23 protein-coding genes are annotated in these 19,465 nt (G+C 75.2%); 20 read left to right on the top strand and 3 right to left on the bottom strand.

Annotated features, from left to right (window positions below):
* The first annotated feature begins 8 nt into the window (after nt 1–8).
* The 7 genes from ACZ6O5_RS22420 to ACZ6O5_RS22390 all read left to right on the top strand — a co-directional run bounded on the left by ACZ6O5_RS22420 (nt 9) and on the right by ACZ6O5_RS22390 (nt 7,448).
* Nucleotides 9–1,514: a potassium/proton antiporter gene (locus ACZ6O5_RS22420; protein ID WP_465979804.1), complete on the top strand. Its 1,506-nt coding sequence runs from the start codon at nt 9–11 to the stop codon at nt 1,512–1,514.
* Between the two features lie 220 nt (nt 1,515–1,734).
* Nucleotides 1,735–2,154, top strand: a complete 420-nt coding sequence (locus ACZ6O5_RS22415; protein WP_107157596.1) for a TraR/DksA family transcriptional regulator — start codon at nt 1,735–1,737, stop codon at nt 2,152–2,154.
* A gap of 70 nt (nt 2,155–2,224) precedes the next feature.
* A complete protein-coding gene (gene lspA, locus ACZ6O5_RS22410; RefSeq protein WP_465979802.1) occupies nt 2,225–2,833 on the top strand; it encodes a signal peptidase II in 609 nt (202 codons plus the stop codon).
* A complete protein-coding gene (locus tag ACZ6O5_RS22405; protein WP_107157595.1) occupies nt 2,830–3,774 on the top strand; it encodes an RluA family pseudouridine synthase in 945 nt (314 codons plus the stop codon). Before lspA ends, ACZ6O5_RS22405 begins: the two co-directional genes overlap by 4 nt.
* A gap of 2 nt (nt 3,775–3,776) precedes the next feature.
* Complete coding sequence (locus ACZ6O5_RS22400) at nt 3,777–4,631, top strand: hypothetical protein (protein WP_465979800.1); 855 nt, start codon at nt 3,777–3,779, stop codon at nt 4,629–4,631.
* 141 nt (nt 4,632–4,772) lie between these two features.
* Nucleotides 4,773–6,356 (top strand): MinD/ParA family ATP-binding protein, encoded by a 1,584-nt coding sequence (locus ACZ6O5_RS22395; RefSeq protein WP_465979798.1) that lies wholly within the window; start codon nt 4,773–4,775, stop codon nt 6,354–6,356.
* Between the two features lie 48 nt (nt 6,357–6,404).
* Complete coding sequence (locus ACZ6O5_RS22390) at nt 6,405–7,448, top strand: DUF2567 domain-containing protein (RefSeq protein ID WP_465979796.1); 1,044 nt, start codon at nt 6,405–6,407, stop codon at nt 7,446–7,448.
* Here the strand turns inward: ACZ6O5_RS22390 and ACZ6O5_RS22385 are convergent.
* A complete protein-coding gene (locus ACZ6O5_RS22385; RefSeq protein ID WP_465979794.1) occupies nt 7,414–8,118 on the bottom strand; it encodes an LON peptidase substrate-binding domain-containing protein in 705 nt (234 codons plus the stop codon). The two genes, ACZ6O5_RS22390 and ACZ6O5_RS22385, sit on opposite strands and share 35 nt — an antisense overlap.
* Before the next feature lie 106 nt (nt 8,119–8,224).
* Between ACZ6O5_RS22385 and hisD the strand changes: the two genes are divergently transcribed.
* The 12 genes from hisD (at nt 8,225) to hisF (ending at nt 16,627) form a co-directional block, all read left to right on the top strand.
* Nucleotides 8,225–9,547: a histidinol dehydrogenase gene (gene hisD, locus ACZ6O5_RS22380; RefSeq protein WP_281936566.1), complete on the top strand. Its 1,323-nt coding sequence runs from the start codon at nt 8,225–8,227 to the stop codon at nt 9,545–9,547.
* Entirely contained in the window at nt 9,544–10,617 is a 1,074-nt protein-coding gene (locus ACZ6O5_RS22375; RefSeq protein ID WP_465979792.1) for a histidinol-phosphate transaminase, read from the top strand. The genes hisD and ACZ6O5_RS22375 overlap by 4 nt, the downstream gene beginning before the upstream one ends.
* On the top strand, nt 10,614–11,225 hold the full coding sequence (gene hisB, locus ACZ6O5_RS22370; protein WP_281936562.1) for an imidazoleglycerol-phosphate dehydratase HisB: 612 nt from the start codon (nt 10,614–10,616) through the stop codon (nt 11,223–11,225). The genes ACZ6O5_RS22375 and hisB overlap by 4 nt, the downstream gene beginning before the upstream one ends.
* A 61-nt stretch (nt 11,226–11,286) precedes the next feature.
* Nucleotides 11,287–11,454, top strand: coding sequence for a hypothetical protein (locus ACZ6O5_RS22365; RefSeq protein WP_199199777.1), 168 nt, complete (start codon nt 11,287–11,289; stop codon nt 11,452–11,454).
* Nucleotides 11,454–12,080 carry an imidazole glycerol phosphate synthase subunit HisH gene (gene hisH / locus ACZ6O5_RS22360; RefSeq protein WP_465979789.1) on the top strand — a complete coding sequence of 209 codons (627 nt, stop codon included), beginning with the start codon at nt 11,454–11,456 and terminating at the stop codon, nt 12,078–12,080. The genes ACZ6O5_RS22365 and hisH overlap by 1 nt, the downstream gene beginning before the upstream one ends.
* Nucleotides 12,081–12,195: 115 nt before the next feature.
* Nucleotides 12,196–12,516: a hypothetical protein gene (locus tag ACZ6O5_RS22355; protein ID WP_281936557.1), complete on the top strand. Its 321-nt coding sequence runs from the start codon at nt 12,196–12,198 to the stop codon at nt 12,514–12,516.
* Nucleotides 12,517–12,535: 19 nt separating this feature from the next.
* Nucleotides 12,536–13,264 (top strand): bifunctional 1-(5-phosphoribosyl)-5-((5-phosphoribosylamino)methylideneamino)imidazole-4-carboxamide isomerase/phosphoribosylanthranilate isomerase PriA, encoded by a 729-nt coding sequence (gene priA / locus ACZ6O5_RS22350; RefSeq protein WP_465979787.1) that lies wholly within the window; start codon nt 12,536–12,538, stop codon nt 13,262–13,264.
* Nucleotides 13,261–13,674 carry a RidA family protein gene (locus ACZ6O5_RS22345; RefSeq protein ID WP_465979785.1) on the top strand — a complete coding sequence of 138 codons (414 nt, stop codon included), beginning with the start codon at nt 13,261–13,263 and terminating at the stop codon, nt 13,672–13,674. Before priA ends, ACZ6O5_RS22345 begins: the two co-directional genes overlap by 4 nt.
* Nucleotides 13,675–13,785: 111 nt before the next feature.
* The gene (locus tag ACZ6O5_RS22340; RefSeq protein WP_281936551.1) at nt 13,786–14,232 is read left to right on the top strand and encodes a MarR family winged helix-turn-helix transcriptional regulator; all 447 of its coding nucleotides are present in this window, start codon (nt 13,786–13,788) and stop codon (nt 14,230–14,232) included.
* A 2-nt stretch (nt 14,233–14,234) separates the two neighbouring features.
* Nucleotides 14,235–14,660 carry an organic hydroperoxide resistance protein gene (locus ACZ6O5_RS22335; protein WP_107157583.1) on the top strand — a complete coding sequence of 142 codons (426 nt, stop codon included), beginning with the start codon at nt 14,235–14,237 and terminating at the stop codon, nt 14,658–14,660.
* Between the two features lie 114 nt (nt 14,661–14,774).
* Nucleotides 14,775–15,785 (top strand): NADP-dependent oxidoreductase, encoded by a 1,011-nt coding sequence (locus tag ACZ6O5_RS22330; protein WP_465979782.1) that lies wholly within the window; start codon nt 14,775–14,777, stop codon nt 15,783–15,785.
* Between the two features lie 74 nt (nt 15,786–15,859).
* Nucleotides 15,860–16,627 (top strand): imidazole glycerol phosphate synthase subunit HisF, encoded by a 768-nt coding sequence (gene hisF / locus ACZ6O5_RS22325; protein WP_107157581.1) that lies wholly within the window; start codon nt 15,860–15,862, stop codon nt 16,625–16,627.
* A gap of 46 nt (nt 16,628–16,673) precedes the next feature.
* Here the strand turns inward: hisF and ACZ6O5_RS22320 are convergent, their stop codons facing one another.
* On the bottom strand, nt 16,674–17,135 hold the full coding sequence (locus ACZ6O5_RS22320; protein ID WP_405090508.1) for a hypothetical protein: 462 nt from the start codon (nt 17,133–17,135) through the stop codon (nt 16,674–16,676).
* Between the two features lie 116 nt (nt 17,136–17,251).
* Nucleotides 17,252–17,884 carry a membrane protein YczE gene (gene yczE / locus ACZ6O5_RS22315; RefSeq protein WP_465979780.1) on the bottom strand — a complete coding sequence of 211 codons (633 nt, stop codon included), beginning with the start codon at nt 17,882–17,884 and terminating at the stop codon, nt 17,252–17,254.
* A 59-nt stretch (nt 17,885–17,943) separates the two neighbouring features.
* Here yczE and yczR point away from each other — a divergent pair, with 59 nt between their 5' ends.
* Entirely contained in the window at nt 17,944–19,395 is a 1,452-nt protein-coding gene (gene yczR / locus ACZ6O5_RS22310; protein WP_465979778.1) for a MocR-like transcription factor YczR, read from the top strand.
* Nucleotides 19,396–19,465: the final 70 nt, after the last annotated feature.

Raw genomic sequence — 19,465 nt, 5'->3', positions numbered from 1 at the left:
GGTACGCGATGACGCCGGGGCTGAACCTCGCGCTGCTGGTGGGCGCCGCCGTGCTGCTGGTCGCGGTGGGCGCGGTGCGCGTCTCCACCCGGCTCGGCGTGCCCAGCCTCCTGGTCTACCTGGCGCTCGGCGTGCTCATCGGCGAGGCCGGCCTGGGCATCCGCTTCGACGACGTCGAGCTGACCCGGGTGCTGGGCTTCTGCGCGCTCATCGTGATCATCGCGGAGGGTGGCCTGAGCGCCCGGTGGAGCACGCTGCGGCCGGTGCTCGGCCTGGCGGCCGTGCTCTCCACGGTCGGCGTGGTGGTCAGCATCGTGGTCGTCGGCGTGGTGGTGCACCTGCTGCTCGGCCTGGACTGGCGGCTGGCCCTGCTCTACGGCGCGGTGCTCTCCTCCACCGACGCCGCGGCGGTCTTCGCCACGCTGCGCCGGCTGCGCCTGCCGCCCCGGCTGGTGGCCACGCTGGAGGCCGAGTCCGGGATGAACGACGCCCCGGTGGTCCTGCTGGTGCTGCTGCTGTCCCGGGCCGGCGTGGCGGCGGCGCACCCCTGGTGGTACGAGGTGCTGCTGCTCGGGTACGAGTTGGGCGCCGGCGCGGCGGTCGGCGTGGGCGCGGGCCTGGCCGGGCGGTACGCGCTGCGTCGCGCCGCGCTGCCCTCGGCCGGCCTCTACCCGATCGCGGTGGTGGGCTTCACCGTGCTGGCGTACGCGGCCGGTTCGGTGCTGCACGCCTCGGGCTTCCTCGCCGTCTACGTGGCCGGGGTGCTGCTCGGCAATTCGAACCTGCCGCACCGGCAGGCCATCCTCGGGTTCGCCGACGGGTTGGCCTGGCTGGCCCAGATCGGCCTGTTCGTGCTGCTCGGGCTGCTGGTCTCGCCGACCCGGCTGGACGCGGCGGTGCTGCCGGCCGTGATCACCGGACTGGCCCTGCTGTTGTTCGCCCGGCCGCTGTCGGTGGCGGTCTCCGCGCTGCCGTTCCGGGTCTCCCGGCGCGAGCAGCTCTTCCTCTCCTGGGCCGGGCTGCGCGGCGCGGTGCCGATCGTGCTGGCCACCATCCCGCTCTCGCTGCGGGTGCCCGGCGCGGACCGGCTCTTCGACGCGGTCTTCGTACTGGTGGTGATCTTCACGCTGCTCCAGGCCGGCACGCTCGCTCCGGCCGCCCGCCGGTTGGGCGTGACCGCGCCGGCGGAGGCGAGCGAGATCCTGCTGGAGACCGCGCCGCTGGAGCGGATGCGGGCCGACCTGCTCCAGCTGGAGGTGCCGTCCGGCTCCCGGCTGGGCGGGGTGCACGTGGACGAGCTGCGGCTGCCGGTGGGCGCGGCGGTCACGCTGGTGCTGCGCGACGGGGTCGGGTTCGTGCCCGGCCCGGACACCCGGCTGAAGGTGGGGGACAGCCTGCTCATCGTGGCCACCGCGGGGGTGCGGGACGCCGCGGAGCGGCGGCTGCGGGCGGTCAGTCGTCGCGGTCGCCTGGCCCGGTGGTTTGGGGAGTACGGCGAGGACCGGACCGGCTGATCTGCTAGCGTTCCTTTTGCCCCGATAGTTGGCACTTCGGGGCGGAAACCGGGAGCGACGGTGCGGCACGTTGTCGGACGCCTGTACGTTCCGTATTCTTGCCAACCTCCGGAGTGCACGGCGGGTCGCCGTGTGCCCCGTTCCGTTCGCGGGGGACGCGCCGGTGCCCCCTGCCCACGTACCGCTGACCGCCGCGCCACTGCGGCTGAGGGAGCTGACGATGGCGAAGCCAGCCGACACCAGGACCGCCGGTCGCAAGCCGGTGGCGAAGGCCACCCGCAGCGCGGCGGAGACCGAGAAGATCCGGGCCGCGCTGGCGGCGCGGCGGGACGAGCTCAACGCCGAGTACGATCAGACGCTGAGCGAGATCACCGAGCTGCAGCGCGACCGGCTGACCGACTCGGCCGGGGACGACCAGGCCGACACCGGCACCAAGACGTTCGAGCGTGAGCAGGAGATTTCTCTCGCCAACAGCATCAAGGAGCGGATCACGCAGGTCGAGCGCGCGTTGGAGCGGCTCGACGAGGGTGGCTACGGCTGGTGCGAGCGGTGCGGCAACCCGATCCCGGTGGAGCGGCTCGCCGCGTTCCCGTCGGCCACCCTCTGCGTGAGCTGCAAGCAGCTGGCGGAGCGGCGCTGACATCGTCCGCTCCCCGGCGGCCGAACCGCAGACGGTGACCGCCACCGTCGCGAACGTCGATGGGGAGCAGATGACCGCAGCACCGCCCGCCGGGCCCGGCACCACCGAGTCGGGGGCCGGCGCCGCGCCCCGCCGTACGGCGGTCGGCCTGCTGCTCGGCGTCGCCCTCTTCTCGCTTCTTGCGGACCTGGGCACGAAGCAGCTCGCGCTCAGCGAGCTGCCCGGCCGGGAGGAGCCGCTGTCGGTGCTCGGCGGCGCCGTCTACTTCACCCTCACCCGCAACAGCGGGGCTGCCTGGAGCATCGGCGCGGACCACACCTGGATCTTCCCGCTGATCACGTTCGCGGTGATCGGGTGGATCGGCTGGATGGCGCTGCGGCTGCGCTCCCTGCCGTGGGCGGTGTCGCTGGGCCTGGTGCTGGGCGGGGCGCTGGGCAACCTCACCGACCGGATCTTCCGGGCGCCGGGGCACTTCGTCGGCCACGTGGTCGACATGATCAGCCTGTTCGGCCCGTACGGCGAGCACTACCCGGTGTTCAACCTGGCCGACAGCTCGCTGGTCTGCGGCGTGGTGCTGGCTGTCTTCCTGGAGCTGACCGGCCGGCAGCGCGACGGCTCCCGGGCCGGCGCGAAACCCACCACCGACGACGCCCGGGCCGACGAGAAGGAGCGCGCGTGACCGCCGCGTACGCCACCGGTGGCGACCACCGTTCCCTGCCGGTCCCGGACGGGCTCGACGGCATGCGGCTGGACCAGGCCGTGTCCCGGCTGTTCGGGCTGTCCCGCACCGCCGCGGCGGCGCTCGTGGACGCCGGGGACGCGCTCGTCGACGGGGTGGCCCGGGCCAACTCGCACAAGGTGAAGGCCGGCGCCTGGCTGGAGGTCACGCTGCCCGCGCCGGTCGCCCCGCCGACCGTGGTGCCGCAGGCGGTGCCCGGCCTGACCGTGGTCTACGCCGACGACGACATCGTGGTGGTCGACAAGCCGGTCGGGGTGGCCGCGCACCCGAGCCCCGGCTGGACCGGCCCGACCGTGATCGGCGGGCTGGCCGGCATCGGCCACCGCATCTCCACCAGCGGCGCCGCCGAACGGCAGGGCGTGGTGCACCGGCTCGACGTGGGCACCACCGGGATCATGGCGGTGGCCAAGAGCGAGCTGGCCTACACCGCGTTGAAGCGCGCCTTCAAGGAGCGCGAGGTGGAGAAGCGTTACCACGCCGTGGTGCAGGGCCACCCGGACCCGCTGCGCGGCACCATCGACGCGCCGATCGACAGGCACCCGCACCACGACTACCGGTGGGCCGTGGTCTCCGGCGGCAAGCCGAGCATCACGCACTACGACACGCTGGAGGCGTTCCCCTCGGCCAGCCTGCTCGACGTGCGGCTGGAGACCGGGCGTACGCACCAGATCCGGGTGCACTTCTCCACCCTGCGGCACCCCTGCGTGGGCGACCTGACCTACGGCGCGGACCCGACCCTGTCGGGCCGGCTCAAGCTGTCCCGGCAGTGGCTGCACGCCCGCTCGCTGAGTTTCCGGCACCCGCGCACCGGCGACGAGGTCACGTTCGTCAGCGACTACCCGGACGACCTGGCCCGGGCGCTGGAGATCCTGCGCGACTGACCGTGGACGACGACACCGCGCCGCCGCGCCGCGCGCGTGCCACCGCGCTCACCTGGCTCGCGCTCGGCTGCGCGCTGCTGGTGCTGGTGGTGGCCGTCGCGCAGCGGCGGGACCGGCCGGTCGGTGACCGCACGGTCGGCGAGGTGACCCGCGTCGGGGTGGCCGCCGGCGGGTCCGTTCCGGCGTACCAGCGGGCCGCCGGCGCGGAGCTGGCCCGGCTGGACGCGCCGGACGGCTGGGCGCTCGTCACGTTCGCCGCCTACCTGACGCCGGGCCGGGTGGCGACCGCGTTGGCCGGGACACCGGTCTCGGCGGTGATCGCGCGCGTGCCGCTGCCCGGCCGGCAGACCGAGATCGTCCGGATCGCCGCGCTGCGGCTGCCCGACGACGTGGTCGGCGGGATGGCCGGGGTCGCCGCGCGCAAGGACCGGGAGGCCGCCGACTACCGGGCCCGCGCCGCCGCCCCGGCGGCCACCGCCGATCCCGGGCTCCGTCGGGAGTACGACACCGGCGCGGCGGTCGCGGCCCGGGAGGCGGCCGGCTACCGGGCCGGGTGCGCCTGTGTCTACGCCGCGGTGGTCCGGGCCGCGCCGGACGCGCTGCGCGCGCTCGCCGACCGTCCCGGCGTACGGGTGGTGGATCCGGCGCCGGAGGTGACCCGGTTGGACCGGGCCGTGTTCACCCCACCGCTGCCCGAGCAGCGGGACGTGGCCCGGCCACCGGCCGACACCGGCCCGACCGGGGACGGCGGAATGGGCGATTCGTCGGAAGCCGCACCGACAGTGAGCGGACCTTCACCGGCCGGTCGGTCGCCGGTCCCCGGCTCCGCTCCGGCCAATGCCACTCCCACCTCCTGAGACGCCCGGATGCGCGCCGGTCCGTCGGGTGCCACGGTGAGCAGAGCCACCGGGCGATGTGCGGCGCGGGGAGTGGTCCGAATAGGGTTTCGTTCGTAGCCTGTCAGGCGTCAGATCGATGGGCTGGGGGAGGGCGAATCCTTGGACGGCAGCGAGACCGGCTGGGGTCGGCAGGGTGAGCCGGCACCGCGGTGGCGGGCGCTGCTCGACCGGGCCCGGCTCGGCGGTCGCGGCGCGGAGCACGCCGACGCCGACCGGCACGCCGAGGAATCCGTGCCGCCGCCCCCCGAAGCGCTGCCGCGTCGTGGCGCGGGCACCGGCTGGACCGGCCGCGCCGCCGCCGTCGGTCGCGCCGCCGACGGGTCGTACGCCGCCGAGCCCGGCTACCGGGCCGAGGCCACGTTCCGGGTGGACCCGGCCTTCCGCGCCGACCCGCGACTCGACGGCGAGCCGGCGTACCGGGCGGAACCGGCGTACCGCACCGATCCGGAGCCGCGCGAGCCGTCCTGGCGGGCCGAGCCGTCCTACGCCCCGGAGCCGCGCGAGCCGTCCTGGCGCGTCGACCCGTCCTACGCCACGGAGTCCCCGGTCGAGCCGCGCGCCGAGCCGTCCTGGCGACCCGAGCCGTCGTACCCCGCGGAGCCGCCGGCCGAGCCGTCCTGGCGGGCCGAGCCGGAGCCGCGCGGGCGGGCCGAGGCGCCCGTCGAGTCGCGATACTCCCTGCTCGACGGCGGCTACCGTCCCGCACCGCCGCCCGCCGAGTCCCGTTACGCGTTGCTGGACCGCGGCCGGTACCGGCCCGACATCCCGCCGACGCCGGAACCACCCGTCGTGCCCACCCCGCGCCGGTCGGTCGAGGCGCGGCCGGGCCGGATCGAGGCGGCCCCGGCGCGGTGGCGCGCCCCGGCGCCCGACGCCGAGCTGGAACGGGCCACCGGCGTGCTCCGCCGCGAGCTGGGCACCCCCCGGGTGCTCGCGTTCGCCAACCCCAAGGGCGGGGTGCACAAGACCACCGCCACCGTGCTGGCCGCCGCGACCGTGGGCAGCGTGCGCGGGCGCGGCGTGCTCGCCTGGGACGACAACGAGCTGCGGGGCACGCTGGGCCTGCGCGCCGGCAGCGCCCGGCACGCCCGCACCATCCGCCACCTGGTCCACGACCTCGCGCAGATCGAGATCCTCGACGGCGACACCCTGCTGTCCCACCTCGACGACTACCTGCGGCACGCCGCCGACGGCTCGTACGACGTGCTGGCCGGCGAGGAGAGCCCGCGCTTCGCCCAGCGACTCGACCAGTTCACCGTCAAGCGGGTGCTGGAGCTGCTGCGCCGCACCCACGAGGTGGTCTGCGTGGACACCGGCAACAACGTGGAGAGCCCGAACTGGCGCACCGTCATGCAGGCCGCCGACCAGCTCGTGGTGACCACCGTGCCGCGTGAGGACGCCGCCTTCAGCGCGGACTGGATGCTCGACCTGCTGCACGAGGTGGGCATGGGCGAGCTGGCCGACAACGCGGTCACGTTGATCTCCTGCCCGACGCCGGGGCGCACCTCGCTCCAGGACGACCTGGAACGGCACTTCGCCACCCGTACCCGGGCGGTCACCGTGGTGCCCTACGACCCGGCGCTGGAGACCGGCTCCTCGATCGAGTACCACCAGCTCCAGGCCGAGACCCGGCACGCCTGGCTCAAGGCGGCGGCGGTGATGGTGGAGCCGTTCGCGCGCTGAGCGCCGACCACCGCCCCACGCCGTGCCCGGGCCTGAGAGGATCACCGGGTGAGCCCGGAGACCCCTGATCCCGAGCGGACCGCCGACCGTCCCGGCGCCGCGGAGCAGCCGCCCGCCGAGCAGCCGTCCGGCTGGCCCGGTGGCCTTCCGGTGCCCGCCGGCACCCCGGTCACCGCGCCCGGCGCGGCCCCGCTCGCCGGCCATCCGGACGTCGTCCGGGAGCTGCCCGGCGCGACGCCCGATCCGCGCCGCGACGGCGGCCGGCCGGTGGCGACGGTCCTCGGCGTGGCGGCGCTGCTCACCGCGCTCGGCGTGCCGCTGGGTCTGCTGTGGGCGTGGGCCGCGCCGGGCACGCCGGTGCGGCAGACGCCGGACGGCGCGGTGTACGCGGTCCCGCAGCCGGAGCAACCGATCGCGGCCGACGGCTGGTTCAGCCTCCTCGCGCTCGGCTTCGGGGTCCTCTCCGCCATCGCGCTGTGGGTGCTGCTGCGCCGCCGGCGCGGCCCGGTCGGCCTGCTCGCGGCGACGCTGGGCGGCCTCGGCGCGGCGGTGGTGGCCTGGCAGGTGGGCCGGCGGATCGGGCTGGGCACCTTCCAGCGGCTGCTGGACACCGCGCCACCGGGCACCGACTTCAGCAAGCCGGCCGACCTGCGCGCCGGCGGGGTCGACTGGTTCGGCCCGCTGCCCCTGCCGCACGGCAACCTGCTGCTCGCGGCGTTCGGCGCGGCCGTCACGTACACGTTGCTGGCCGGCTGGTCGCGATGGCCGTCGCTGCGCCCCGAGCCGGAGCCCGGTGCGTGGCCGGCCCCGCCCGGCCCGGACGGCGGTTGGCCGGCCCCACCCGGCCCGGACGGCAGTTGGCCGGCGGCGTCGGGCCCGGACGGTGCGTGGCCGGCGGCGTCGGGCCCGGACGGCGGTTGGCCGGCCCCGCCCGGCCCGGGCGGCGGGCGGCCACCCGCGTCGGAGGGCGCTGGGTGGCCGGCGGCGTCGGAGGGCGCTGGTCACGGGCCGGCCGGCCCGGGGCCGGGGGACGGCGACCGGGCGGACCCGCCGGGGTTCAGTTCGGCGCCGGAAGACCCGCCAGGTCGCTGAGCGGCACCGGCACCGCCCGGACCTGACGCAGCAGCGCCGACTCGCGGTTGAGCAGGCGCAGCTCGGCGCGGAGCCGGCCGGGGGTGTCGTCGATGGCGAGCAGTCGCTGCCGGTCGGCGACGGTCAGCGCGGCGGTCGCCGCGACCAGGTGCGACAGCACGGTCGGGTCCTCCGGGAGCTGCTCGGAGATCTCCTCCTGGTCCGGCCGGATCAGGCCGAGATAGTGCCGGAACACCGAGATCACCCGGGCCGCCAGCACGTCGGCCACCTCGTCCGGGCCGGTCGGCTCGGACAGCCACTCCACCTCGGCGGTGAGGTACGGCTCGGTGTCGTCGTCGATCTCGGCGATGCGGAACCGGCGCCGGCCCACCGTGACGATGTCGAACCCGCCGTCGGCCAGCTCGGTGACCTGCCGCAGCTCGGCCGTGCAGCCCACCTCGTGCAGGGTGATCTCGCCACCGGCCAGCCCGGAGCGGCCCGGCGGCCCGGCCGGCGCGACCTCCCAGCCGGCCTGGATCGCCACCACGCCGAACTCGCGTGGCGCGCCCTCGGGCAGCCCGACCAGGTGGCGGACCAGGGCTCGATAGCGTTCCTCGAAGATGTGCAGCGGAAGGACCAGCCCGGGGAAGAGGACGGTCCCGAGCGGGAACACCGGCAGCCGTGCGCTCACGTGATCGAGCGTAGCTCCCCCGCGCCCGGCCTGCGTGTCCCGGCTCACCGTCCCGGCGTGCGGGCGGCCCCGGTCGGCCCGACCGGCGGCGGCCTAGACTCCAGGTGTGCTGAATCGGATCGACCTGCGCGGCGGGGTGCCCGACCCGCGCCGCCTGCTGCCCCGTGCCCAGCTCGACGTCTCCGTCGCGGTCGAGCGGATCCGCCCCCTCGTCGAGGCGGTCCGCGAGCATGGCTACCCGGCGATCCGGGAGGCCAGCGAGCGGTTCGACGGCGTCGCGCCGGAGCATCTGCGGGTGCCGGTCGAGGTGATCCGCGCCGCCGAGGGCGAGCTGGACCCGCAGGTCCGCGCCGCGCTGCTGGAGTCGATCACCCGGGCCCGCAAGGTCCACGCCGACCAGCGCCGGACCGACCACACCACGACCGTGGTGCCCGGCGGCACGGTGACCGAGCGGTGGGTGCCGGTCGACCGGGTGGGCCTCTACGTCCCCGGCGGCCTGGCCATGTACCCGTCGACGGTGGTGATGAACGTGGTCCCGGCCCAGGCGGCCGGGGTGCGCTCGCTTGTGGTGGCGAGCCCGCCGCAGAAGGACAACGACGGCCTGCCCGACCCGCGGGTCCTCGCCGCCTGCGCGCTGCTCGGCGTGGACGAGGTGTACGCGGTCGGCGGCGCCCAGGCGGTGGCCATGCTCGCGTACGGCGCGACGGTCGACCCGGCCGGAGACGAGCGCTGCGACCCGGTCGACATGATCACCGGGCCGGGCAACATCTGGGTCACCGCCGCGAAGCGGCTGCTGCGCGGCGTGGTCGGCATCGACGCCGAGGCCGGCCCGACCGAGATCGCCGTCCTGGCCGACCACACCGCCGACCCGGCGCACGTCGCCGCCGACCTGATCAGCCAGGCCGAGCACGACCCGCTGGCGGCCAGCGTGCTGGTCACGCCGTCGACCGAGCTGGCCGACGCGGTCGACGCCGAGCTGGCCCGGCAGGTGCCGGCGGCCAAGCACGCCGAGCGGATCGGCACCGCGCTGCGCGGCGAGCAGAGCGGCGTGGTCCTCGTCGACGACCTGGCGGCCGGGCTGCGGGTGGTCGACGCGTACGCGGCCGAGCACCTGGAGATCCAGACCGAGAACGCCCGCGAGTGGGCGTTGCGGGTGCGCAACGCCGGTGCGATCTTCGTGGGCGCCTGGTCGCCGGTGTCGCTCGGCGACTACTGCGCCGGCTCCAACCACGTGCTGCCCACCGGCGGCTGCGCCCGGCACTCCTCCGGGTTGTCCGTGCAGTCCTTCCTGCGCGGCGTCCACCTGGTGGAGTACACCGAGCAGGCGCTGCGCGAGGTGGCCCCGCACGTGGTCACGCTGGCCGGCGTGGAGGACCTGCCGGCGCACGGCCAGGCGGTCCGCGTCCGCTTCCCCGGAGACGACTCGTGACCACGCTCGACGACCTGCCGATCCGGGACGACCTGCGCGGGCGCTCCCCGTACGGCGCGCCGCAGATCGACGTGCCGGTGCGGCTGAACACCAACGAGAACTCCTACCCGGTGCCCGAGCCGGTGGTCGACGCGATCGGCAAGGCGGTCGCGGCCGAGCTGCGTGACCTGAACCGCTACCCGGACCGGGACGCGGTGGCGCTCCGCGCCGACCTGGCGGCGTACCTGGGCCACGAGCTGACCGCCGACCACGTGTGGGCGGCCAACGGCTCGAACGAGATCCAGCAGCAGTTGCTCCAGGCGTTCGGCGGCCCCGGGCGCACCGCGCTCGGCTTCACCCCGGCGTACTCGATGCACCCGCTGCTGGCGCTCGGCACCGGCACCCGGTGGATCCCCGGCGTCCGGGGCGCCGACTTCGGGCTGGCCGCCGCCGACGCGGTCGACCAGGTGCGCGCGCACCGCCCGGACGTGGTGTTCCTCTGCTCGCCGAACAACCCGACCGGCACCGCGCTCGACCCGGCCGTGGTCGCCGCCGTGCTGGCCGAGGCGCCCGGCATGGTGGTGGTGGACGAGGCGTACGCGGAGTTCGCCCGGCCCGGCACGGTCAGCGCGCTCGCCGTGCTGCCCGGCCACCCCCGACTGGTGGTCACCCGCACCATGAGCAAGGCGTTCGGGTTCGCCGGCGGCCGGCTGGGTTACCTGGCCGCCGACCCGGCGGTGGTGGCGGCGGTGCAACTGGTCCGGCTGCCGTACCACCTCTCCGCGCTCACCCAGGCCGCCGCCCGGGCGGCGCTGGCGCACCGGGGCGCGTTGCTCGGCACCGTCTCCGCGATCATGGTCCAGCGCGACCGGATCGTCGCCGAGCTGCGCGCGCGGGGGCGCCGGGTGGCCGACAGCGACGCCAACTTCGTGCTGTTCCACGTCGGCGGCGACCAGGACGCCGCCTGGCGTACCCTGCTCGACGCCGGCGTGCTGGTCCGCGACGTCGGCCTGCCCGGCTGGCTGCGGGTCACCGCCGGAACCCCGGCCGAGACCGACGCCTTTCTGTCCGCGATGGAGAAGTTGTCATGAACCGCACCGCCCGGATCGAGCGGGTCACCAACGAGACCAAGGTGCTCGTCGAGATCGACCTCGACGGCACCGGCAAGGCCGACATCGAGACCGGCGTCGGCTTCTACGACCACATGCTGAACCAGATCGCCCGGCACGGCGGCTTCGACCTGACCGTGCACACGGTCGGCGACCTGGAGATCGACGCGCACCACACCATGGAGGACACCGCGCTCGCGCTGGGCTCGGCGTTCGACCGGGCGCTGGGCGACAAGGCCGGCATCCGGCGGTACGGCTCGGCCACCGTCCCGATGGACGAGGTGCTGGTGCGGGCCGCGGTCGACCTGTCCGGCCGGCCGTACGTGGTGCACGACGAGCCGGCGCTGTCGCCGTACATCGGGCCGGTCTACCCGACCAGCATGACCCGGCACATCTGGGAGTCGTTCGGCCAGTCGGCCCGGGTCACGCTGCACGTGGACGTGCTGCGGGCGGCCCGGCCCGGCGGCCACCCGGACGCGCACCACGTGGTCGAGGCCCAGTTCAAGGCCGTGTCCCGGGCGCTGCGTGAGGCGACCGCGATCGACCCGCGCAGCGCCGGCGTGGTGCCCTCCACGAAGGGTGCGCTCTGATGAGCGCGAGGAACGCAGCGCAGCGGAGTCCCGCAGTCGCGAATGAAAGGCGGCGCTGTCTGTGAAGGTGTTGCCGACGCTGCTGCTGATCCTGGCCGGGGTGCTGGTCGGTGGGACGTGGTCGCTCTACAAGCAGGGCGCCGCCCGCGCCGCCGTGGTGGTCACCGGCCTGCTGGCCGTGCTGGCCACCGCAGGCGGGCTGCTCTGGCTGCTGCCCGGGGAGGGCTGATGGCCCGGCGGGTGGTGGTGCTCGACTACGGCTCGGGCAACCTGCGTTCGGCCGAGCGCGCGCTGGAGCGGGCCGGTGCGGAGGTCACCGTGACCGACGACCTGACCGCCGCCGCCGGGGCCGACGGCCTGGTGGTGCCGGGCGTCGGCGCGTACGCCGCGTGCATGGCGGGCATCGAGGCGCTCGGCGCCGGCCCGGTGATCGCCGACCGGGTGGCGGCTGGCCGCCCGGTGCTCGGCATCTGCGTCGGCATGCAGGTGCTCTTCGCACACGGCGACGAGCACGGCGTCGTGACCAAGGGCCTGGGCCTGCTGCCCGGCGGGGTGACGAAGCTGCCCGCGCCGCGCCTGCCGCACATGGGCTGGAACACGGTGCGCCCGCCGGACGGGTCGGTGCTCTTCGCCGGCCTGCCGGCCGACGTCCGGTTCTACTTCGTGCACTCCTACGGGGTCACCGACCCGGCCGCGCTCGCCGCCGCCGGCGCCGTCGTGACCACCGCGCACCACGGCGGCGACTTCGTCGCGGCGGTGGAGCGGGGGGCGCTGTCCGCCGCGCAGTTCCACCCGGAAAAGTCGGCCGACACCGGCGCGGCGCTCCTGCGCAACTGGCTCGGGACGCTTGGGTGAGCGCGAGGAGTGAGCCGGTCTTGCGAGCCCCGCAGTCGCGAACGAACGGTGGCTGGGTGAGCGCGAGGAGTGAGCCGGTCTTGCGAGCCCCGCAGTCGCGAACGAACGGTGGCTGATGAGTAAGGAGCGGGCCCGCCGTCGGGCGGCCCGCGAGGCCGAGCAGGAGCGGGAACGCGCCGTCCGGGCCCGGCGGGTGGCCCGTCGGGAGCGGCGCCGGGCCTGGGTACGCCGGCTGACGCCCCGGCTGCGGCGGGGGCGCACCGGTCGGCTGCGCCGGCACAGCCGGCGGGAGCGGGCGGCCATCGTGCTGCTCACCGCCGTGGCGGTGATCGGCATCTGGAGTTTCGTCGACGACCTCGCGCTGCGTCTGGCGTTGGTCGTGTTGTTGCTGCTGGTCCTGCCGGCGATCGTGGTGATCGCGTTGGACCGTCGTTGAGGATGCGAGGAGACAACCGTTGAGCCTTGACCTGTTGCCCGCCGTGGACGTCGCCGACGGCCAGGCCGTCCGGCTCGTGCAGGGCGCCGCCGGCAGCGAGACCGCGTACGGCGACCCGCTGGAGGCGGCGCTCGCCTGGCAGTCCGACGGCGCGGAGTGGATCCACCTGGTCGACCTGGACGCCGCGTTCGGTCGGGGCTCCAACGCGGCACTGCTCGCCGAGGTGGTCGGCAAGCTCGACGCCAAGGTGGAGCTGTCCGGCGGGATCCGCGACGACGAGTCGTTGCGGGCGGCGCTTGGCACCGGGGCGGCCCGGGTCAACATCGGCACCGCCGCGTTGGAGGATCCCGAGTGGTGCGACCGGATCTGCGGCGAGTACGGGGACCGCGTGGCGATCGGGCTGGACGTGCGCGGACGTACCCTCTCGGCGCGGGGCTGGACCCGCGACGGCGGTGACCTCTACGACGTGCTGGCCCGGCTGGACGCGGCCGGCGCGGCGCGGTACGTGGTCACCGACATCACCAAGGACGGCACCATGCGGGGGCCGAACCTGGACCTGCTGCGCGAGGTGTGCGCCCGCACCGACGCGCCGGTGATCGCCTCCGGCGGGGTGTCCACGCTCGACGACCTGCGGGCGCTGGCCACGCTGGAGCCGGCCGGCGTGGAGGGTGTGATCGCCGGCAAGGCGCTCTACGCCGGCGCGTTCACGGTCGCCCAGGCGCTCACCACGCTGCGGGCCGGCGCGTGACGATCGAGGCGGGCGGGTCGCCGGTGGTGACCCGGCTCGGCTCGGGCGCCCCGTGGGAGGCGCTCTACGGCTACTCCCGGGTGGTCCGGGCCGGCGCGCTGGCGATCACCGCCGGCTGCACCTCCACGGTGGACGGTCGGGTGGCGCACGTGGGGGACGCGGCGGCGCAGACCGCGCAGGCGATCCGGATCGGCCTGGACGCGCTGGCCGAGGTGGGCGCGGAACCTGCCGACGTGGTCCGGACCCGGATGTACGTGACCGACCGGCTCTACGTCGACGAGGTGGGCCGGGCGCACAACGCGGTGTTCGGCCCGGTTCGTCCGGTGGCGACCATGGTGGTGGTGGCCGGTCTGCTCGACCCGGAGCACCTGGTCGAGATCGAGCTGGAGGCGTGGCTCCCGCACCCCTGACCCCAGAGGCGGTGCGCCCGCTTTCCGGGCAAGAGCGGCTACCGGTGTGAGCGTGCGCACCCGCGCGCAATCAAGTTGTGCACAACTTGATTGCGCGCTACAGTTCGACGGGTGACCGATGATCTGGTGCTACGCCGGCAGGTGTGCTTCGCGCTCTACGCGGCGTCGCGCGCCCTGACCGACGTCTACCGGCCCATCCTCGACGAGCACGGCCTGACCTACCCGCAGTACCTGGTGCTGCTGGTGCTCTGGGAGCGTGACGACGACGCCCCCACGGTCTCCGAACTCGGCGCGCGGCTCCGGCTCGACTCCGGCACGCTCTCCCCGCTGCTCAAGCGGCTGGAGGGGGCCGGCCTGGTGGTGCGAACCCGCTCGGCCGCCGACGAGCGCCGGGTCGAGGTGGGCCTCACCGATCGCGGCCGGGCGCTGCGGGAGCGGATGGCGGACGTGCCGATGCGGGTGGCCGTGGCCACCGGTCTCACGGCGGCCGAACTGGTCAATCTCCGCGACACGCTCACCCGGGTCACCGAGACGATCCACCGACAGAAGGAGCAGTGACAATGCAGGTCCTCTACACCGCGTCCGCCAAGGCCACCGGCGACGGTCGCGACGGCCACGTCCGCACCTCCGACGGCACCGTCGACCTGAACCTCGCCGTGCCGAAGGAGATGGGCGGCGCCGGCGGCGCGGCCAACCCCGAGCAGCTCTTCGCGGCCGGCTACGCGGCCTGCTTCCACTCCGCGCTGCGCATCGTCGCCCGTCAGGCCAAGGCGGACGTCGCCGGCTCGGTCGTCGAGGCCGAGGTGGGCATCGGCCCGAACGGCAGCGGCGGCTACGGCCTGGCCGTGACACTGGTGGTGGACCTGCCCGCCGTCGAGCGCCCGGCCGCCGAGAAGCTGGTCGAGGCGGCCCACCAGGTCTGCCCCTACTCGAACGCGACCCGCGGCAACATCGAGGTCGCGCTGACCGTCCGGGAGGCCCTGTGAGCGCGAGGAGCGAGCCGGTTCTGCGAGCCCCGCAGTCGCGATCGAAGGAGGCCCTGTGAGCGCGAGGAGCGAGCCGGTTCTGCGAGCCCCGCAGTCGCGATCGAAGGAGGCCCTGTGAGCGGCGACAGCAGCGTGAACCGGGAGATCCACCTGGCGTCCCGCCCCGAGGGCTGGCCGACCGCCGACAACTTCCGGCTGGTCACCACCGAGGTGCCGACGCCGGGGCCGGGTCAGGTCGTGGTGCGCAACCAGTTCATGTCCGTCGACCCGTACATGCGGGGACGGATGAACGACGTCAAGTCGTACGTGCCGCCGTTCGCGCTCGACGCCCCGCTCGACGGCGGCGCGATCGGCGAGGTGGTGGCCGGTGAGGCCGCCGGCGTCAAGCCCGGTGACGTCGTGCTGCACGGCCTGGGCTGGCGCGAGTACGCGCTTGTCGACGCGACGGCCGTCCGCAAGGTCGACGCCGGCCTCGCGCCGGTCAGCGCCTACCTGAGCGTGCTCGGCATGACCGGGCTGACCGCGTACGCCGGGCTGCTCGACGTGGCCGTCATGAAGCCGGGGGAGACGGTCTTCGTCTCCGGCGCGGCCGGCGCGGTGGGCTCGATGGTCGGGCAGATCGCGAAGCTGCGCGGCGCCGGCCGGGTGATCGGCAGCGCCGGCTCCCGGGCGAAGGTCGAGCGGCTCGCCGCACTCGGCTTCGACGCCGCCTTCGACTACCACGACGGGCCGGTGTACGAGCAGCTCAAGGCCGCCGCCCCGGACGGTGTCGACGTGTACTTCGACAACGTCGGCGGGGAGCACCTGGAGGCCGCGATCGGGGCGATGAACCTGCACGGCCGGGCCGCCATCTGCGGCATGATCGCCCAGTACAACTCGGCCGAGCCGCCGGCCGCCCCGCGCAACCTGGCGCTGGTGATCGGCAAGCGGCTGACGCTGCGCGGCTTCCTCGTCGGTGACCACGGTCACCTGCGTGAGCAGTTCGTGCAGGAGGTGGCCGGCTGGCTGCGCGAGGGTCGCCTGTCGTACGACGAGACGGTGGTCGACGGCATCGAGCAGGCCCCGGACGCCTTCCTCGGCCTGCTGCGCGGCGAGAACCTCGGCAAGATGCTCGTCCGCCTCTGACACCCCACGCGAGCGGCGGTGACCGGCCTCACCGGCCGGCCACCGCCGCTTCCGCGTTGGCTAGGCTTTCCGGCATGACGGTGGCGGTGCGGGTCATTCCGTGTCTGGACGTGGATGCCGGACGGGTGGTCAAGGGCGTCAACTTCGTCGACCTGCGCGACGCCGGCGACCCGGTGGAGCTGGCGGCGGCGTACGACCGGGCCGGGGCGGACGAACTGACGTTCCTCGACGTCACCGCGTCGTCCAGCGACCGCGGCACGATGCTCGACGTGGTTCGGCGCACCGCCGAGTCGGTCTTCATCCCGCTCACCGTGGGCGGCGGCGTCCGGCAGGTCGCCGACGTCGACACGCTGCTGCGGGCCGGGGCGGACAAGGTCGGGGTGAACACCGCGGCCATCGCCCGGCCGGAGCTGATCGCCGAGATCGCCGACCGGTTCGGCCGCCAGGTGCTGGTGCTCTCGCTGGACGTGCGGCGCGCCCCGGCCGGGGTGACGCCCAGCGGCTTCGAGGTCACCACGCACGGCGGCCGGCGCGGCACCGGCCTGGACGCGGTGGCGTGGGCCGCGCGCGGCGCCGAGCTGGGCGCCGGCGAGATCCTGCTCAACTCGATGGACGCGGACGGCACCAAGGCCGGGTTCGACCTGCCGCTCATCCAGGCGGTCCGGGACGTGGTCGAGGTGCCGGTGATCGCCAGCGGTGGCGCGGGCGCGGTGGCGCACTTTCCGCCGGCGGTCGGCGCGGGCGCCGACGCGGTGCTCGCGGCCAGTGTCTTCCACTTCGGCGAGCTGACCGTCGGCGAGGTCAAGGACGCGCTGCGCGGCGCCGGGCACCCGGTGCGCTGACCCGGGCCGGGCCCACGGGTCACGGCCGCCGGGCCGGGCCCACGGGTCACGGCCGCCCGGAGCGCCCCTCCGGGGAGCGGCGGGGCATCGGGATGGAGCGGACCACGTACTCCTGGACGGCGGCGGCGTGGTCGTCCTCGGCGAGCTGCCACTCGGACTCACCCGGCGGGTGCCGGCGGGTCAGCGCGCCCTGCACGGTGTCGACAGTGGTGCCGAGCCCGGCGCTGGGCCGGGTGCGCCAGAGCTGTTCGCCGTCCGGGGTGACCCGGAACCAGCCGTCGGCGACGCTGACCAGGCCGGCGCCGACGAGCCGCCGAACCGCCCCCTCGACCTCGTGTCGTTCGGGAATGGCCTGGTTGAGGTGGTCGGCGGTGGAGAGGACGTCGGCGAGGCGTACCCCCTCGGGGCGGCGTGTGGCGGCGGCCCGGCGGTGCCGGCCGGCGCCGCTCGCGATGACCAACGCCACGAAGATCCAGGCGTCGCTCCAACGCCATCCGTTGTCCCCCATGCACGAATGATGCCCGCCCGCGACGGCGGAGAAAACACCCGGTTTTGCCGGCGCGCGTCGTCGCAGCTCAGCGCGCTGCGGGCCGGACCCTACGGTGGCGGTCGGCCCGAACGCGCTCACGCAGCGTAGGCGCGGACCGGTCGGGTCGGGATCGCGAAGATCGGGATGAACAGTTGGGCGAGCGGCCCGATGGCGAGCGCGTAGGCCACCGTGCCGAGACCGACGGTGCCGCCGAGCAGCCAGCCGAGGGCGAGCACGGTCACCTCGATGACGGTCCGGACCAGCCGGATCGACAGGCGCGGGCGGCGGGCGACCAGGCCGGTCATCAGGCCGTCGCGCGGCCCGGGGCCGAGCCCGGCGCCCAGGTAGAGGCCGGTGGCGGCGCCGTTGGCGACGATGCCGACCACCAGCAGCGCGGCGCGTACCGGCAGGCCCTCGCCCGGCGGCAGCACGGTCAGGGTGCCGTCGACGACCAGCCCGATCACCACCACGTTGCTGATCGTGCCGAGCCCGGGGCGCTGCCGCAGCGGGATCCAGAGCAGCAGCACCACGGCGCCGACGGCGATGGTGACCGTGCCGAAGGAGAGGCCGGTCTGCCGGGCCAACCCCTGGTGGAACACGTCCCAGGGATCCAGGCCCAGCCCGGACCGGATCATCAACGCCATGCTGAGCCCGTAGAGGACCAGGCCGGCGTAGAGCTGGGTGAGTCGCCGTACCGGCCGGTCCCGGAGATTGCCAAGCTGTGCCATGCATGCCACCCTAGGGTCCAATCGGCCGAGCCGGAGAGGCCAATCGGGGAGGAGTGGCCATGACAAGCCAGGTGCGCGGTGTCCAATTGGCGCGGCTGCTCGGCCAGTGGCACGCGTTGCCCGGCCGGCGGCGCAGCCCGGACTACGTCGCGCTCGCCGCCGCCGTCCGTGGCCTGCTCGCCGACGGCCGGCTGCCCCTGGGGGTACGCCTGCCGGCCGAGCGGGAACTGGCCGAGGCGCTCCGGATCAGCCGGACCACCGTCACCGCGGCGTACCGGGAACTGCGGGAGAGCGGCCACCTGGCGAGCCGGCGCGGCGCCGGGAGCTGGACCATGCTGCCGGGCACCCACCGGGTGGCCAGCACCGGACTCTGGACGCCGCTCGACGACCGGGACATGATCGACCTCGGGGTCGCCGCGCTCTCCGCCCCGCCGCAGCTCGTCCCCGCCGCCCGCGCGGCGGCCGAGGACCTGCCCCGCTATCTCGGCGGCGCCGGCTACCACCCCACCGGCATCATCGAGCTGCGCGAGGCGGTGGCCCACGGCTACACCGAGCGTGGCCTTCCCACCAGCCCCGAGCAGATCATGGTCACCAGCGGCACCCAGCACGCGCTGGACCTGGTGCTCCGGCTGGCGCTGTCCCCCGGCGGCGGGGTGTTGGTGGAGTCGCCCACCTACCCCAACGCGCTCGCCGCGCTCGCCGCCCGGCGGGCCCGGATCGCCACGCACGGGCTCTCCGACGACGGCTGGGACGCCGACCTGCTGCTCGGCAGCCTCCGGCAGACCCGGCCCAAGCTGGCGTACGTGATCCCGGAGTTCCACAACCCGACCGGCCACCTGATGGCGGCCGACCTGCGCGAGCGGCTGGTCGGCGCGGCCCACGCCGCCGGCACCGACCTGGTGGTGGACGAGTCCTTCGTCGACCTGCCGCTGGACGACACCCCGCTGCCCCCGCCGGTGGCGGTCTTCGACAGGCACTCCCGGGTGATCAGCATCGGCGGGATGAGCAAGCCCTACTGGGGCGGGCTGCGGATCGGCTGGGTCCGCGCCTCCGCGCCGCAGGTGCAGCGGCTGGCCGCGGCCCGGGTCGGCGTGGACATGGCCAGTCCGGTCCTCGACCAGCTCGTCGCGGTGCACCTGCTGGCCCAGGCGCCGGCCATCGTGGCGGCCCGCCGGACCCAGCTCGCCGGCCAGCGGGACGCGCTGGTCGCCGCGCTCGCCGACCGGCTGCCCGACTGGCGGTTCCGGGTCCCGCGCGGCGGCGTCACGCTCTGGGCCGAGCTGGACGGCCCGATCTCCAGCGCGTTGGCCCGGGCGGCCGAGGAGGTCGGCGTACGGCTGGCGCCCGGCCCCCGGTTCGGCCTGGACGGCACGCTGGAGCGGTTCCTCCGGCTGCCGTTCACGCTGCCCGCCGCGGAGCTGGCGGAGGCGGTCGGGCGGCTCGCCGCGGTCCGCTACGACCTGGACCGGGCCGGCCGGCCGCAGTGGCGGGAGCCGAGCGTCATCGCCTGAGCGACCGTGCCCCGTTCCGGTGGTTGCCGGCCGAACCGGATCCCCGCCCGGCGGCGGGGCCGCAGACTGC

It is taken from the genome of Micromonospora sp. NPDC049201 (assembly GCF_055586805.1).
The sequence above is the reverse complement of the archived record's forward strand: the minus strand, read 5'-3'. Positions and strand labels throughout refer to the sequence as shown.